This window comes from Lentzea sp. CC55, assembly GCF_021056325.1.
Classification (GTDB): Bacteria; Actinomycetota; Actinomycetes; order Mycobacteriales; family Pseudonocardiaceae; genus Lentzea; species Lentzea jiangxiensis.
Genome location: NZ_JAJCXE010000011.1, coordinates 74,593 through 89,335 on the forward strand (window position 1 = coordinate 74,593; position 14,743 = coordinate 89,335).

Genomic DNA, 14,743 nt, shown 5'->3' on the forward strand with positions numbered 1-14,743 from the left:
GATCGGACGATCCGCGTCTGCGTGCGTGCACACGCGTCTGAGTCACTTCCGCGATCCCGGCGGCACGGTTACCGTCGTTCGCCGGGATCGCGGAGGTGGAAGTGGATCCGAGCGGTGTGACGAGGGCGGCACGGCTGACCGCGTTGGCCGCGTTGTGCCTGGTCACCGTCGTTCTGTTGCTTCCCGCGGCCATCAGTGTGAGCACCGGCGGCGCCGTACCGGGGTTCATCGGCGAATTCGGCCGGTGGTTGTGGCCCGCGGTCGGCGCGATGGTGCTCGTCGCGATCGGCCTTGCACTGTGGGAGCGGGTCCGCGGGCACGAGACCAGCAGCCGGACGGCCGCGCTCAGCCGGGTCGAGTCGCGGGTGAAGGCGCTGCTCGCGTCCTCGCTGGCCGCTCAGACGCAGATCAAGCTCGGAGTGCTGAAGCAGCCCCGGCTCGCCGTGCGGGTCGAGGGCGAGGGCATCTCCTCTTCCGACCTCGAAGCCGTCTACGACCGCCTCGGTCACACCATGGTCCTCGTCGGGCCGGTGGGCAGCGGGCGGTCGACGTTGTTGCGCGAACTGTGCCTCGCACTGGTCGAACGGGCGCGCAACGACCCCGAGGCACCGATTCCCGTTGTCGTGGACCTGGCGACCTGGCGTGCGTACGGCACGCGCAAGCCGACCGAGTTCACCGCCTGGCTGCTGCGGGAGATGAACCGGCGTTACGGCATCAGCCGCTCGGCGGGCACGATCTGGCTGCGCCGGGAACGCGTCACGGTCCTCGTCGACGGCCTGGACGAGGTGCCGCGCGTCGACCGGGCGCACTGCGAGTCCGAACTCGCGCCCTTCGCCTCGGTCGTGTGCTCGACAGGTCCGATCGAGAACCTGCCGTCGGTGTTCGTCGAGCCGTTGTCGCGCGGTCAGGTGCTCGAGTACATCGCCTCGGTCAGTCCCCGTCTCGACAGCCTGGAGTCCGCCCTCACCCCGGAGATCTGGGACCGGCTGGACTCACCACTGGCGCTGAACCTGCTGGCTCTCACGCACCTGGACAAGCAGGTCGACACGATCGGCACCGACTTCGTCGGGTCCTTCGTGGTGGAACGGCTCTCCGGTCAACGCGGTGCGGGACCCACCATTCGCGCGTTGAAGTTCCTCGCGCGGTTGGACAGACCAGACCTCGGTGCACCCGTGCACATGCCTCACCGCCGAGCGTGGCTTCCACTGCTACCGACGCGTCCGTTGTGGTTGTTGTTCATCCGCGCAGTCCCGGCCGCGTACGCCGGTGGTGTGTGTGCCGTGGCGTTCATGACCGGGCTGCGCCACGGGCTGTGGTCCGCTCTGGTGTTCGTAGTCACGGCGTCCGCGTTGCTCGTGATGGTGAACAAACTGCCGCACGTCTTCCACCCACCCGGACGCGCGCACGGCATCATCACGGCCGCGTTGGCATTCCTCGCCGGCGTGTTCGCGGGATTGCTGGTCGGGCTCGTCGGATTGTGGCTGGGCGAGATCGGAACGTCGTGGCCGTACTTCGTGACGTACGTGTTCGTGGTGGTGGCTTCATTCTTCTTGGCGTTGGGGTTCATACCCGGTGACGCGCCTGTGCCGTGGGCGGTGCTGATCGCTGCCGCGCCCGGCGTCGCGATGATCTGGACCGGCCCCTACGCGGTGCTGTCGGGCATGGGGCTCGGTTTCTCCGCCGGCGTGGCGGGTGGTGTTTTCGCGGCCGCCGTGGGGCGCGTGTGGCGCACGGTGCGTCCGGCGCAGCACCAGCGGATGCGGCTCGGGCGGCCGTGGTGGGTTCAGCCGGCCATCCCGGTTTTCGGCGCGGCCGGTCTGCTCGGCGGGATCGGCACGACGGGATCTTGGGGTACCGCGCTGGGCGTGGCACTGGGTTTGCTGGTGACGCCGACCGCCGCTCGTGACTACGTTTGGCCGTTCGACGCGCTGGCGGAAGTCGCCGCCGAGGGCGTCACCAGGCCCCTGTCCCTGGGCGAGTTGTCGTTCCGCCGCAAGGCTTTGCTCCACCTCGCGCAGGACAGGCTGCTGCTCACGCGAGTCGACGGCGAGTACCGCTTCACGCACGTCGCCCTGCGGGACCACCTCGCGTCGTGCGACCCGACCGCGCTGGTCCGGGCCACGCGCCGTTGAACCTTCTTGATCCGCGGGCCGTACGCCTCGCAGGAGAGGTGGGGTGGTGCACATGCGCTGGTCACGGGGCTGGATCGCGGGCGCCGGGGTGTTCTTCGTCGTGGCGGCCATCGGGGGGACGGCCTTCGCGCTCTCCGGATCCGCCGCTCCCGCGTCGCAGCCGGACGTCGCGGGCAAGGAGGTGTGCGGCGGGCAACCGGTGCGCGTCGTCGCCTCCACCGGACCGGCGGGCGTGCTGTCGGACCGCTTTCCCGTCGGCACGTCGTTGCGCGTCACCAATCTCGCGAACGGCCGCGCGATCACCCTTCCGGTCGTCGCGGAGTCCGGCGGCTGCGCGGTGCTGAACTCCGCGGCATTCGATGCCGTGCGGTCAGCCGATTCCGGTCGGAGCGGTTCGGAGGACGTCCTCCGCCGGGTGCGCGTGGAAATCATCGGGAACGCGCCCGCACCGGTTCCGGCGACCAGAACCCCGGTGTCACGAGTGCGTGCTTCCGGAGTGGTCGGGCAGGTCGTGTGCGATGGTGCGACCGTCGGGTTGTCGCCCGTCGGCGGCGCACCCGGTGCGTTCTCGTCGCAGCTCCCCGTGGGGACTGCGGTGCGGGTCACCAACCTCGACAACGGGAAGCAGTCGACGGTGCGGGTCGTCGGCGTCGGGCCTGCCTGCGTCGTGCTGAACAGCGAGGCGTTCGCACTCGTCGGGGAGTCCGGCAAGAGCGTGATCAAGCGCGTTCAGATCGAGAAGGTGACCTGAGGTCGATCCCGGCGCCAGAGGGGCAGAGCGCCGGCGGCGGGCCGCCTGTCGTGTGAGCTGCCGAGCCGACCAGCAGAAGCGCAGGCGCCCGGCGCGATGGCCGGCGTGGCCGGTCGGCCGCGGAGCAGGTGCCCGGCGTGGCGGCGGTGCGGCACAGGGCCTCGGCACGGCTGGAGGCCCGGCTCTCCCGGCACTGCCGCGCGGCTGTGCCGGGATCGACGCATGGTCCTGTGGTCGCTGGGCGGCCCGGTCACCAGTCCATCGGCTCGTCGGGCTCCTCCGGCTCCGGCCACTCGTCCGCCGCGCCGTCGCCCGACCCCCACGCCGCGCCGCCGGTGCCGGTGGTGCGCGGCTTGGACTTGGTGGGTGGAGGCGTGGCCGGGGCGGGTGCTGCGGAACCGGCGCCCGCCACCACCTCCAGGATCTGCTCGCCGTACTTCGCCAGCTTCGCCTGGCCCACACCGCTCACCTCGCCCAGCGCGGCCGGCGAGCCGGGCCGGGAGGCCGCGATGGCCTTGAGGGTGGCGTCGTGGAAGATCACGTACGCCGGGACGCCCTGCTCGCGGGCCTGGCCGGCGCGCCACTCGCGCAGCTGCTCGAACAGCGGGCCCGCGTCGGCGGGGAGGTCGACCTTCGGCTTGGCGGCGGGGGCGGCAGCCGTGCGCGTCGTCGAGCGGGTGGGCGTCGGGTCCTTGCGCAGCTTCACTTCGCGCTTGCGGCCCAGGACCTCGGAGCTCGCCTCCGTCAGCACCAGGGTCGAGTACTCGCCTTCCACGGCGAGCAGCCCCTGCGCCAGGAGCTGGCGGACGACGCCGCGCCACTCGTTCTCGTTCAGGTCCTCGCCGATGCCGAACGTGCTGAGCTGGTCGTGGTCGAACTGGATCACCTTGGCGGTCTTGCGCCCCAGCAGGATGTCGATGGCCTGGCCGGCGCCGAACTTCTGGTTCCGCTCCTTGCGCAGCCGGTGGACCGTGGAGAGGATCTTCTGCGCCGCCACGGTGCCGTCCCACGACTCCGGCGGCGCCAGGCACGTGTCGCAGTTGCCGCAGGGGACGCCGGACTCGCCGAAGTACTCGAGGAGCATCGTGCGGCGGCACGTGATCGTCTCGCAGAGGGCGAGCATCGCGTCGAGGTGCGCCTGCGAGCGGCGCCGGAAGGCCAGGTCGCCTTCGGACGACTCGATCATCTTGCGCTGCTGCACCACGTCCTGCAGGCCGTAGGCGAGCCATGCGGTGGACGGCAGGCCGTCGCGGCCCGCCCTGCCCGTCTCCTGGTAGTAGCCCTCCACCGACTTCGGCAGGTCGAGGTGAGCGACAAAGCGGACGTCCGGCTTGTCGATGCCCATGCCGAACGCGATGGTGGCGACCATGACCAGGCCGTCCTCGCGCAGGAACCTGGCCTGGTTGCGCTGGCGGACCGACGCGTCGAGGCCCGCGTGGTACGGCAGCGCGGGGATGCCGTTGGCCACCAGGAACTCCGCCGTCTTCTCCACCGACGCGCGCGACAGGCAGTACACGATGCCGGCGTCGCCCTGGTGCTCTCCGCGCAGGAGGTCCAGCAGCTGCTTCTTCGGCTCCTTCTTGCCGACGATGCGGTACTGGATGTTCGGCCGGTCGAAGCTCGAGACGAACTGGCGGCCGTCGCCCAGGTCGAGGCGCGTCAGGATCTCCTTGCGCGTCGCCTCCGTCGCCGTGGCGGTGAGCGCGATGCGCGGGACCTTCGGCCAGCGCTCGTGCAGGTGCGTCAGCGAGAGGTAGTCGGGCCGGAAGTCGTGGCCCCACTGGGAGACGCAGTGCGCCTCGTCGATCGCGAACAGCGCGATCTCGCCCTGGTCGAGCAGCTTCAGGGTGGCCTCGGACGTCAGCCGCTCCGGCGCCAGGTAGAGCAGGTCCAGCTCGCCGTTGACGAACTCGGCCTCGACCATCCTGCGCTCGTCCCACGACAGCGAGGAGTTCAGGAAGCCCGCGCGCACGCCCAGCGCCCGCAACGCGTCCACCTGGTCCTGCATCAGCGCGATGAGCGGGGAGATCACCACGCCCGTGCCCGGCCGGACCAGCGCCGGCACCTGGTAGCACAGGGACTTGCCGCCACCCGTCGGCATGAGCACGAGCGCGTCGCCACCCGCGACCACGTGCTCGACGATGGCGGCTTGGTCGCCGCGGAACTCGGGGTACCCGAAGACGCGCTGCAGGACCTGCAGCGCGTCTCCGAGGTCGACACCGTCGACACCGTCGGTTGAACCCATGCCGCCGATGCTAGCGAGCAGCACCGACAGCCCGGTCCGCTAGCCCAACGCACCCTTCGTACCAGCGGAAACACTGCTCGCCACCAGCGGAGCCGCCGAGGCGGCCGGCACCGAGCCCTTCACCGGGACGCGCACCGAGGTGTCCGCCAGGTCGACGGTGAGCCTCGGCAGCTGGCTCGGCCGCACGATCGCGCTCGAGTCGGTGCCGCCGATCAGCAGGCCCAGCCGGTGCCCCGCCGGGATCACGTGGTCCGTTGTGGACAGTCGGAACGTCATGCGGTACTTCGTCCCCGGCGTGATCGTGCGCGGCACCGAGAGCGACTCGTAGTTCGCGAGGTCCGCCCATCCGCGCGCGATGATCTGCGCGTCGACGTTGCCCGCCGTTGCCTCCGTGTCGCGGTAACAGGCGTCATCGCCCGTGCGGCTCTCGCCCCAGCACGACTCCGTGGTCAGCGTCCGGATGCCCTCACCGGTCCGCACCCGAGCCGGGCCGTAGTCGACCAGGTACGCCGTGAGGTGCGCGGTGCGCGTGGACGACGACACCCCGACCGTGATCGACGAGGTGCCCGCGACGCGCAGGTCCGACGTCAGCGGGGCGGTCGAGTAGATGACCCGGCCGGTGTTCGAACCCGACAGCCACGTGGAGGGCGTCGCGCTGCCGTTGTCGGTGAACGCCACCGTTCCGGTTCCCGCCGTGGTGCCGAGCCCCGCGGCGGAGGGGCGCAGCACGGTGCTGACGGTCCCCGCGGGAGGCCACGTCTGGTCGTCGGCCCACTGGTCCGGTGCGCGCTCGGCGGACACCTGCGGCTCGTTCTCGATCCCGTTCTGCACGTTCAGCAGCCAGCGGTCGAACCACCGGTGCAACGTCGGCACCCACTCGCCGCGCCGGAAGTCGAACGGGTCGACGTGCGCGGTCTGCGAGAACCACAGCTTCTTCGGCACCGTCGCGGGCACGGCGTCCCAGAACTGCCCGTACTGCAGCGTCTTCACGTTGAGGTCGTTCAGGCCGTGGATCGCGAAGATGGAGGCCTTCACGCGCGAGGCGTTGCGCACGAAGTCACGCGCTTGCCACATCGACGTGTAGTCGCCGTTGGCAGGAGAGCCGTTCGTCATCTGCGTGCGCACGGCACCACACCGTGAGCGCGCGTTCGAGTTCTCGAACTGCGAGCCCAGCCCGGTCGGCGAGCTGTAGCCGGGGTACGCGACGCCGTCCGAGCGGAACCAGTCGTACCAGGAGCTGATGGCCGCGATCGGCACGATGGTCTTCAGCCCGTCGATGCCGGTCGCCGCGACGCCGCTGGCGATCGAGCCGTCCCACGACTTGCCGATCATGCCGACGGCACCGGTCGACCAGGAGGCGGACTTCGTCGTGGAACCGGTCAGGGTCGAATAACCGGCGCGCCGGCCGTTGAGCCAGTCGATCACGGCGGTGCCGGACGCGATCTCCGACTGCCCGCCGACGTCGACGCAGCCGCGCGACCGGTTCGTGCCGAGGAAGTCGACCAGCACGACCGCGTAGCCGCGGGGGACGAAGTAGTTGTCGTAGAAGAGCGGGAACTTCACCGGCACGCCGGCGGAGTCGTAGGTCTTGACCTCGGACTCGTTGCCGCGGCCGGCGCTCTGGTAGTAGGGGCTGGCGTCCATGATCACGGGTACGCGCCCGGTCGTGGACGGCCGGATGACGTCGGCGGCCACCCTGTCGCGGGTGCCGTCGCCGTCGAGGTCGAGCCCGGAGTCCACGTAGACGGTCTCGCGCACGGCGTCGGCCATCGAGTGGATCGGCGCGGACACGCCACCGGACAGGGTGAACGCGGGTGTCGCCGCTGTGGCAGGGATGGGCGTCAGGGTCAGGGCCCCTGCTAACGCCACTACAACACGAACACGCTTCATGAAGATTCACGCTAAGGAGTGACGAAGTCGCCCCGTCAGAGCCGAAAGGCTTGACCCTGTGCTGTTGCGCCCGCGGCGTCGCTCGCGAATATTCGTCCTCCGTGAGCTTCACCTTCGAGCCCGGGCGCACCCGTGTCGTCTTCGGCCGCGGTACCGCCTCCACCGTGCGGGCCGAGGTCGAGCGGCTCGGCGCGGCACGGGTGCTGCTGGTCGCCCGGCGCGGCGGGGAAGGGGTGGCCGCGGACCTCGGCCCGCTGCTCGCCGCCAGGTTCACGGGCGCGGCGATGCACACGCCGGTCGAAGTCACGGAGCGCGCGCTCGCGTTGTTGCGCGAGCACGGCGCGGACTGCGTCGTCTCGGTCGGCGGCGGGTCCAGCACGGGGTTGTCCAAGGCGCTCTCGGTGCGCGCCGGCGTGCCCCAGGTCGTCCTGCCGACGACCTACGCCGGCTCCGAGGTCACGCCGGTGCTCGGCGAGACGGCGTCGGGGCGGAAGAAGACGCGGCGCGACGCGGCCGTGCAACCGGACACGGTGATCTACGACGTCGATCTGACCCTCGACCTGCCCCTCGACGTCACGGTGACAAGCGCGCTCAACGCTCTCGCGCACGCCGTCGCCGCGAGGGGCAACCAAAACCCGTTGGTCGACGCCATCGCCACCAGGGCGATCGAGGGCGTTTTGCACGCTTTGCGCGAAAATCCGTCCACTGTGGAGGCACGAACCGAACTGCTGTCGTCGGCGTGGCTCGCGGGAACCTGCCTGGCGTCCGTCCCGATGGGACTGCACCACAAACTCGCGCACGTTTTGGGCGGTTCATTCGGAATGCCGCACGCCGCGACGCACACGGCACTGCTCCCCCACACCGCGCCGGCCGATCTGGCCAAGCGAATCCACGGCACCGCGACGCGGTTCGGCGCAGCGACGTCGTTGCGGGAACTGGGGATGGCGGAGTCCGATTTGCCCCGCGCCGCGGAGATCGCCGAGCACCCGGAAGCGTTGCGAGTGCTGACGAACGCGTGGCGCGACGCATCATCCGACTGACGGGTTGTCATTCTTCAGGCTGATGTTCCGCTCTTCGAACTCAGACGGATCTCCGATGTGGAACCTGAAGAGTTCCTGAAGCATCAACGGCATGCCCAGCCCGTTGGATCTGTCGCTGACGAACGGACCGATCCCCCAGGCCGCCACGGTCACGGCCGTGCTCGCCGTCACCTACCTGGCCGTTCGGAAGGACCGCACCTGGTGGGTCCGCGTCCTGCCGATCGTCGTGCTGGCGTGCGCTCTCGTGGTGACCGGGCTGGCTCTCGTCGTCGACCACGTGTGGAAGCCGTGGCCGGAGCCGCTGCCGGCTGTGCTGGTCGTGTGGCTGGGTGCGGTTCTCGTCGCCCTGACGCTCGCGGTGGTGCGGTTGCGCTCCGGCCGCTGGTACGGCCGTGCGTTCGGCGTGCTGCTGGCGCTGGGCGTGGTGGCGAGCGCGGCGGTCGCGACGAACGCGCACTTCGGGCAGTACCCCACCACTCGCGCCGTGCTGGACCTGTTCAGGAACGACCGCGTCGACCTCGACGAGGCCGCTCCCCCGGCGTCGGGCGTGGTCGAGGTGCCCGTGGGCAAGACGGTCGCCGACGTCTGGAAGAGGCCGGAGGGGCTGCCGGACAGGGGCACCGTCTCGGAGGAGGAGATCCCCGGCGCGTTCAAGGCACGGCCGGCCTGGGTCTACCTGCCGCCCGCCTACAGCACCACCCCCCGTCCGCGGCTACCCGTGATCGTCCTGATGGCGGGCCAGCCGGGCAGCCCGCGCGACTGGTTCGACGGTGGCCGGGTCCTCGACAACCTCGACGCCCACGCGCGGCAGCACGACGGGCTCGCACCGATCGTCGTGGTGGTCGACCAGCTGGGGACCTCGACGGCCAACCCGCTGTGCCTCGACTCGAAGCTCGGCCGGTCCGAGACGTACCTCGCGCGTGACGTGCCCGCGTGGATCAGGCAACGGCTCACCGTCGACGAGCGCCGTGAGGCCTGGACCATCGCCGGCTTCTCACAGGGCGGCACATGCTCGCTACAGCTGGCCGTGCGCGCGCCGGACGTCTACGGCAACTTCATCGCCCTGGCTCCCCAGCGCGAGCCCTCGCTCGGCACGCGGGAAGAGACGGTCAAGGCCGCGTTCGACGGCGACGAGGCCGCTTTCGCCGAGGTCAACCCGATGGACGTCCTCGCCGGTCGGCGGTTTCCCCGTACCGCGGGCGTGGTCGTCGCCGGCCGCGACGACGTCACCTACCGCCAGGCCGACGCCGAGGTGTTCGAGGCCTGCCGCGAAGCCGGAATGGACGTGCAGTGGAAAGAACTGCCGAACAACCACGACTGGAACATGGCCAGGGACGGTCTCTTCGGGTCGCTGCCGTGGCTCGCGCGGCGGACGGGGCTCGTCAGATGATCGCCCGGCTCCTCCGCACCGCGCCGCTGACGTGCGCGTTCCTGGTCGTCTTCTGGACGGCCGGGGCGCTGACCGGTGCGATCGGCGGCGCGGGCGAGGACCTGCTCGTGGTCATCGGGTTCGGCACCGGGAGTCCGGCGTGGACCGTCTTGACCTCGGCGCTGTGGTCGATGGACCTGCTGGGGTACGTGGGCACCACCGTGCTGCTGCTGGCGGCCGGGGTGGCGGCGGAGCGTGCGTTCGGAGGCCTGCGGACAGCGGCGATCTTCCTGTCCTCGCACGTGCTGAGCTCGTTCCTGGGGCTTGAGCTGGTGCTGGCCGGGCGGGACGTGCACTGGGGCTGGCCGGAGTCGCTCGTGGGCGAGGTCGCGGCCGGGCCGTCGATCGGCGGCGTGGGCCTGGTGCTCGCCCTGACGTTCCGGATGCCGCCGCTCTGGAGGCGTCGCGTCCGGCTGTTGACGATCTTGTCGGTGCTGGTCCTCACCCTGTACTCGGGTTGGCTCGAAGATCTGCTCAGGCTGTCCGGTGGCGTGGCCGGACTGGTGATCGGAGTGCTCTTCCTCAGGAACGGTCCCGAGTCCCGGGCGCGTTCGCTGCAGGAGACGCGGGTGCTGGTGGCGCTGCTGCTCGCGGCTTCGGCGCTCGGGCCGGTGGTGTCGATGACGTCGCCGTACCCGAACGGCCCGCTGTGGTGGTTCGCGGACGTCGTGGCGGTCGCGCAACCCTCGCAGGACGACGTCGACGCGATGTGCGGCGCGGACGCGGTCGAGTTGTGCCGGACGATGGCGGTCCAGCTGTCGTACGGCCGGTTCCCCGCGCTCGTGATGTCGTTGCTGCCGGCGTTGCTGTTGCTCGTGCTGGCGGAAGGGCTGCGACGCGGCCGGCGGTTCGCGTGGCGGTCGGCGCTCGTGTTCAACGTGGCGTACGCGGCGTTCATCGGTTCGTACGTCGTCTACGTCGCGCAGTTCCCGGACGCCACGGCGTTGGAGCTCGCGGTCTCGTTCGGTGTGCCGATGCTGGCTCCGCTCGCGATCATCAGCGTGTTGTTGTTGACGCGCAGGCATTTCGACGTGCGTCTGCCTCGGCGTGCCGTCACGAGGTTCTGGCGGTTCACGGCGGGCAGCGTCGCGTCGCTGTCGGCGCTGTACGTCTTCGGCGGGTACCTGGTCCGCGACCAGTTCACGCCGGAGCCGGGGTTCACGGCACTGCTCGCGGACCTGCCCACGCGGTTCCTGCCGCCGGGCTACCTCGACCTGGTGCCGTTGCGGTTCCAGGCGGAGGGCTTCGCCGGCACGCTGCTGTTCGAGTACACGGGCGTGGTGTTCTGGCTGATCGTGCTGACCGGTCTGCTGATGGCGTCGTGGCGGACGTGGCCTTCGTCGTGCGAGAAGGAAGCGGCACAGGCACGCGAGCTGATGCGGCGCTACGGCGGTTCGTCGTTGTCGTACATGACGACGTGGCGGGGCAACCAGTACTGGTTCACGCCCGACGGTGAGACGGCGGTCGCGTACCGGGTGGTGGCGACGATCGCGCTGACGGTCGGCGACCCGATCGGCCCGGCGCGGGCCGAGGCCGTGCGCGGGTTCGCGGAGTTCTGCGCCCGCAACGGGTGGACGCCGTGCCTCTACAGCGTGGGCGCGGAGACGAAGGAGGTGGTCGAGGGTCTCGGGTGGTCGGCGGTGCAGGTCGCCGAGGACACCGTGATCGAGCTGGACGCGCTGAGCTTCACCGGTAAGAAGTGGCAGGACGTGCGCACGGCGTTGAACAAGGCCGCCAAGGCCGGCGTCACCGCCGAGTGGTGCGCGTACGCCGACGCGCCGTACGCGATCACCGACCAGATCCGGTCGATCTCGGCGGAGTGGGTGGCGGACAAGGGCCTGCCCGAGATGGGGTTCACGCTGGGCGGGCTGGAGGAGCTGGCCGGCGACGGTGTCCGCTGCCTGCTCGCGGTGGACGGCGACCGCACGGTGCACGGCATCACGAGCTGGCTGCCGGTGTACGCCGACGGTGAGGTCGTGGGGTGGACGCTCGACTTCATGCGCCGCCGCACGCACGGTTTCCGCGGCTCGATGGAGTTCCTGATCGCCTCGGCGGCGCAACAGCTCCAGGCCGAGGGGGCGCGGTTCCTCAGCCTGTCCGGGGCACCGCTCGCGCGGCTGGACCGGGGCGAGCGCCCTCGGGCGCTGCAGCGCGTCCTCGACTTCACGGGGCAGGTGCTCGAGCCGGTGTACGGGTTCCGGTCGCTGTTCGCGTTCAAGGCGAAGTTCCAACCGGCCTACCAGCCGATGTTCATGGCTTACCCGGACTCGGCGGCGTTGCCGCGCATCGCGAACGCGGTGAGCCGCGCGTACCTGCCGCACCTCAACGCACGCCAGGGACTGCGGCTCGCGAGCAAGATGATCATTCGGTCGCGTGAGCGGGTCGCCACGCATGGTCGAACTCGCTAGGCCGAAAGGGTGGTGACGTGATGCTCGTCATCACACCTCTGCCGCGCTAGGCGAAGATGCGCCGATGACCGTGCGGGGCACCCTGTCCGCCCAGACCACGACGTTCATCGGCCGCGGTGCTGTGCTCGCCGAGACCGAGGTGCTCCTGCGCGAGACCAGGCTGGTCACGCTGACGGGTGCGGGAGGTGCCGGCAAGTCCCGGCTCGCCGTGGAGGCGGGGCGCTCGCTCGCCGCGGCGGAGGCGTTCCAGCACGGCGTCCGGCGGGTGCGGCTCGGGGACCTCGGGGATCCGGCGCTGCTCGCCCGCGTGGTCGCGGCCGAGTTGCGGATCGTCGACAACGCACCGGACGGCGGATTCGGCCGTCTAGTGGAGTCGTTGCACGACAAGCACCTGCTGCTCGTCCTGGACGACTGCGAGCACCTGCTGGACGCGGTGCGGCACCTCGTGCACCACCTCCGGCGCGACTGCGAGGGCCTGACGATCCTGGTGACCTCGCGGGAGCCGCTCGGCCTCTACGGCGAACGCGTGCTGCGGGTTCCCCCGTTGAGCGTCGACGACGCGGTGCGGCTGTTCGAGGACCGGGCCGAGGTGGTGGCCGAGCGGGCCGACGTCACGGCGTTGTGCAAGGCGGTGGACGGGCTTCCGCTCTCCGTCGAGCTGGTGGCGGCACGCCCCGCCGGGACGCCGCTGACCGAGGTGCTCGGCGAGCTCGGGCCCGCCACGCTGGAACGGGTGCTCGGGTGGGCGGCGCGGCGGTGCACGGACGAGGAACGACTGGTGTGGGCGGCGCTGTCGGTGTTCCCCGCGGACTTCGACCTCGCCGCGGCCGAGGCGGTGGCGGGCGCGGACGTGCGGGAACCGTTGTCCGCGTTGGTCCGCGGGTCGATCGTGGTGGCGACGACCAGTCCTGTCACCGGTGAGACGCGGTACCGGTTGCTCAGCGCCGTGTCGCAGTTCGGTGCTCGTCTGCTGACGGACGCGGACGAACCGTTGCGGCGCCATGCGCTGCACTACAGCGAGTTCGTGGACGAGGTCGCGCGCTCGTGGTTCTCGCCCGGCGAGGTGCTGTGGATGGGCAGGTTGTGGGAGGAGTGGCCGAACGTCCGCGCGGCGATCGGTCACGCCCTGCGCACCCCCGGCCTCGCCGCGATCGGGGCGACGATGGCGATGAACGGCCAGAGGGCGCGGTTCACGTCGTTCGCCGGCATGCTCGGCCAGGCCTGGGACCTGCTGGCGGCCGCGCGCGAGGTGGTCACCGAGGCGCCGTTGCGGACGTCGCTGCTCGCGCACTGCGCGTACATGGCGCAGGCACGCGGCGACATGGCGACGGCGATCCCGCTGATGAACGAGGCGCGCACGTTGCCACGGCTGCCGGTCACCGACGTGCACCTCGTTCTGGCCGAGGCCACGCACCTCTTCTTCGTGGAGGGGTCGCCGGAGTGCGTGCCGTTGTACGAGCACGTCGCCGAACTGTGCCGTCGGCACGCCTCACCGGGTGACACCTACATCACCGAGCTCATGCACGCGATGGCGACGTGCTTCCTGCTGGACGCCGAAGCGGCGGACAAGGCCACGACCGGGCTCATCAGGCAGGCGGGGAGCAACGGCGTGAACTGGTCGCACGCCTGGGGGCTGTGGCTGCGCGGGCTCCACGAACTGCTGCACGGCGACCCGGCGGAGGCGCATGAGCCGGCGTTGGGGGCGTTGCGGATCCAGCTCGCGCTCGGCGACACGTGGGGTGCGCCGTTCAGCCTGTGGCTGCTCGCCTGCACGTGCGCGGAACTGGGGGCGTTCGACCGCGCCGCCCGGCTGCTGGGCGCCCTGCGGTCGCAGGAACGGATCTCCCGGATCTCGTTCGGCGGCATGAGCCCGTTCCACCGGGTGCTGGAGCGGGCGGACCGGGGCACCCGCCGCGCGCTCGGCGACGACTACCAGGTGATCACGACCCTGGGGGCCGACCTGCGTCCCGAACAGGCCATGGCGTTCGCGCTCGAACCGGTGCCCGCCTCCGAGCGCAGGCCGGTCCTGCCCGCCCTGCCCGGTGGTCTGAGCAGGCAGGAGTTCACGATCGCCGGTCTGGTCGCGGAGGGGTTCACGGCGAAGCAGATCGCGGCGAGGCTGTTCATCTCGCCGCGGACGGCGGACCGGCACGTGGTCAACATCCGCGTGAAGCTCGGCCTGCCCAGCAGGACGGCCCTCGCGGCGTGGCACCGCTCGGCCGCGGCCGACCGCTAGCGCGCCTCGAAGGCCAGCTTCAGCCCGAGCGCGACGAGCACCGACGCGGTCAGGCGGTCCAGCAGAACCCGTTGCCGCAGCAGGAAAGCACGAGCGCGACCGGCCACGACGACCAGGAACGGCAACCACACCAGGCCGAGGCCGAGGTGCACGGCGACGAGGACGGCGCCCCACGCCGGTTGGCCCGCGGGCATGAACTGCGGCAGCAGCGACAGGTAGAAGACGCCGACCTTGGGGTTGAGCAGGTTCGTCAGCAGCCCCACCCGCAACGACGCCTTCGCGGTCGGCACCGGACGGGAGTCTTCCAGCGACACGGTCTTGCGCGAGTCCCACAACGCCTTCGCGCCCAGGTAGACCAGGTAGGCCGCGCCGAGCCACCGCACGACGTCGTAGGCCAGCTCCGACGCCGTCAGCAGCGCCGTCAGGCCCGCGAGACTCGCCACTCCCCACACCAGGCAGCCGAGCGAGATGCCGAGCACCACCCCCATCGCGGCGCGTTTGCCGCTGAACAGCGCCGTGCGCAGCACCATCACCGTGTCGAGGCCGGGCGTGAGGACGGTGAGCAGTGCGATGAGCGAGAAGCTCAGGAGCGCGGCGGTCGACATGGGCACA

9 protein-coding genes are annotated in these 14,743 nt (G+C 70.9%); 6 read left to right on the top strand and 3 right to left on the bottom strand.

What is annotated here, in order from left to right:
• Positions 1 to 95: 95 nt before the first annotated feature.
• Together L6E10_RS07515 and L6E10_RS07520 are read left to right on the top strand one after the other, a co-directional pair.
• Positions 96 to 2,132, top strand: coding sequence for an NACHT domain-containing NTPase (locus L6E10_RS07515; protein ID WP_236218113.1), 2,037 nt, complete (start codon positions 96 to 98; stop codon positions 2,130 to 2,132).
• Between the two features lie 52 nt (positions 2,133 to 2,184).
• Positions 2,185 to 2,883 (top strand): septal ring lytic transglycosylase RlpA family protein, encoded by a 699-nt coding sequence (locus L6E10_RS07520; RefSeq protein ID WP_236218115.1) that lies wholly within the window; start codon positions 2,185 to 2,187, stop codon positions 2,881 to 2,883.
• 250 nt (positions 2,884 to 3,133) lie between these two features.
• Here the strand turns inward: L6E10_RS07520 and recQ are convergent, their stop codons facing one another.
• Together recQ and L6E10_RS07530 are read right to left on the bottom strand one after the other, a co-directional pair.
• Positions 3,134 to 5,128, bottom strand: a complete 1,995-nt coding sequence (recQ, locus tag L6E10_RS07525; RefSeq protein ID WP_236218117.1) for a DNA helicase RecQ — start codon at positions 5,126 to 5,128, stop codon at positions 3,134 to 3,136.
• Between the two features lie 39 nt (positions 5,129 to 5,167).
• On the bottom strand, positions 5,168 to 7,018 hold the full coding sequence (locus tag L6E10_RS07530) for a Xaa-Pro dipeptidyl-peptidase (protein ID WP_236218119.1): 1,851 nt from the start codon (positions 7,016 to 7,018) through the stop codon (positions 5,168 to 5,170).
• A gap of 101 nt (positions 7,019 to 7,119) precedes the next feature.
• On the opposite strand from L6E10_RS07530, the gene L6E10_RS07535 reads away from it, so the two are divergent.
• The 4 genes from L6E10_RS07535 to L6E10_RS07550 all read left to right on the top strand — a co-directional run bounded on the left by L6E10_RS07535 (position 7,120) and on the right by L6E10_RS07550 (position 14,131).
• Positions 7,120 to 8,058 (top strand): maleylacetate reductase, encoded by a 939-nt coding sequence (locus tag L6E10_RS07535; RefSeq protein WP_236218121.1) that lies wholly within the window; start codon positions 7,120 to 7,122, stop codon positions 8,056 to 8,058.
• Between the two features lie 91 nt (positions 8,059 to 8,149).
• A complete protein-coding gene (locus L6E10_RS07540; protein ID WP_236218123.1) occupies positions 8,150 to 9,448 on the top strand; it encodes an alpha/beta hydrolase-fold protein in 1,299 nt (432 codons plus the stop codon).
• Positions 9,445 to 11,895, top strand: a complete 2,451-nt coding sequence (locus tag L6E10_RS07545; RefSeq protein ID WP_236218125.1) for a DUF2156 domain-containing protein — start codon at positions 9,445 to 9,447, stop codon at positions 11,893 to 11,895. Before L6E10_RS07540 ends, L6E10_RS07545 begins: the two co-directional genes overlap by 4 nt.
• Before the next feature lie 64 nt (positions 11,896 to 11,959).
• Complete coding sequence (locus tag L6E10_RS07550) at positions 11,960 to 14,131, top strand: LuxR C-terminal-related transcriptional regulator (RefSeq protein ID WP_236218127.1); 2,172 nt, start codon at positions 11,960 to 11,962, stop codon at positions 14,129 to 14,131.
• Here L6E10_RS07550 and L6E10_RS07555 read toward each other — a convergent pair.
• Entirely contained in the window at positions 14,128 to 14,736 is a 609-nt protein-coding gene (locus L6E10_RS07555; protein ID WP_236218129.1) for a LysE family translocator, read from the bottom strand. The two genes, L6E10_RS07550 and L6E10_RS07555, sit on opposite strands and share 4 nt — an antisense overlap.
• Positions 14,737 to 14,743 lie beyond the last annotated feature (7 nt).

Bases quoted from the DNA above. Each gene is read 5' to 3' on its own strand.
- L6E10_RS07550 (WP_236218127.1), top strand. From the start codon at position 11,960: ATGACCGTGCGGGGCACCCTGTCCGCCCAGACCACGACGTTCATCGGC.
- recQ (WP_236218117.1), bottom strand. From the start codon at position 5,128: ATGGGTTCAACCGACGGTGTCGACGGTGTCGACCTCGGAGACGCGCTG.
- L6E10_RS07545 (WP_236218125.1), top strand. From the start codon at position 9,445: ATGATCGCCCGGCTCCTCCGCACCGCGCCGCTGACGTGCGCGTTCCTG.
- L6E10_RS07555 (WP_236218129.1), bottom strand. From the start codon at position 14,736: ATGTCGACCGCCGCGCTCCTGAGCTTCTCGCTCATCGCACTGCTCACC.
- L6E10_RS07520 (WP_236218115.1), top strand. From the start codon at position 2,185: ATGCGCTGGTCACGGGGCTGGATCGCGGGCGCCGGGGTGTTCTTCGTC.
- L6E10_RS07530 (WP_236218119.1), bottom strand. From the start codon at position 7,018: ATGAAGCGTGTTCGTGTTGTAGTGGCGTTAGCAGGGGCCCTGACCCTG.
- L6E10_RS07540 (WP_236218123.1), top strand. From the start codon at position 8,150: ATGCCCAGCCCGTTGGATCTGTCGCTGACGAACGGACCGATCCCCCAG.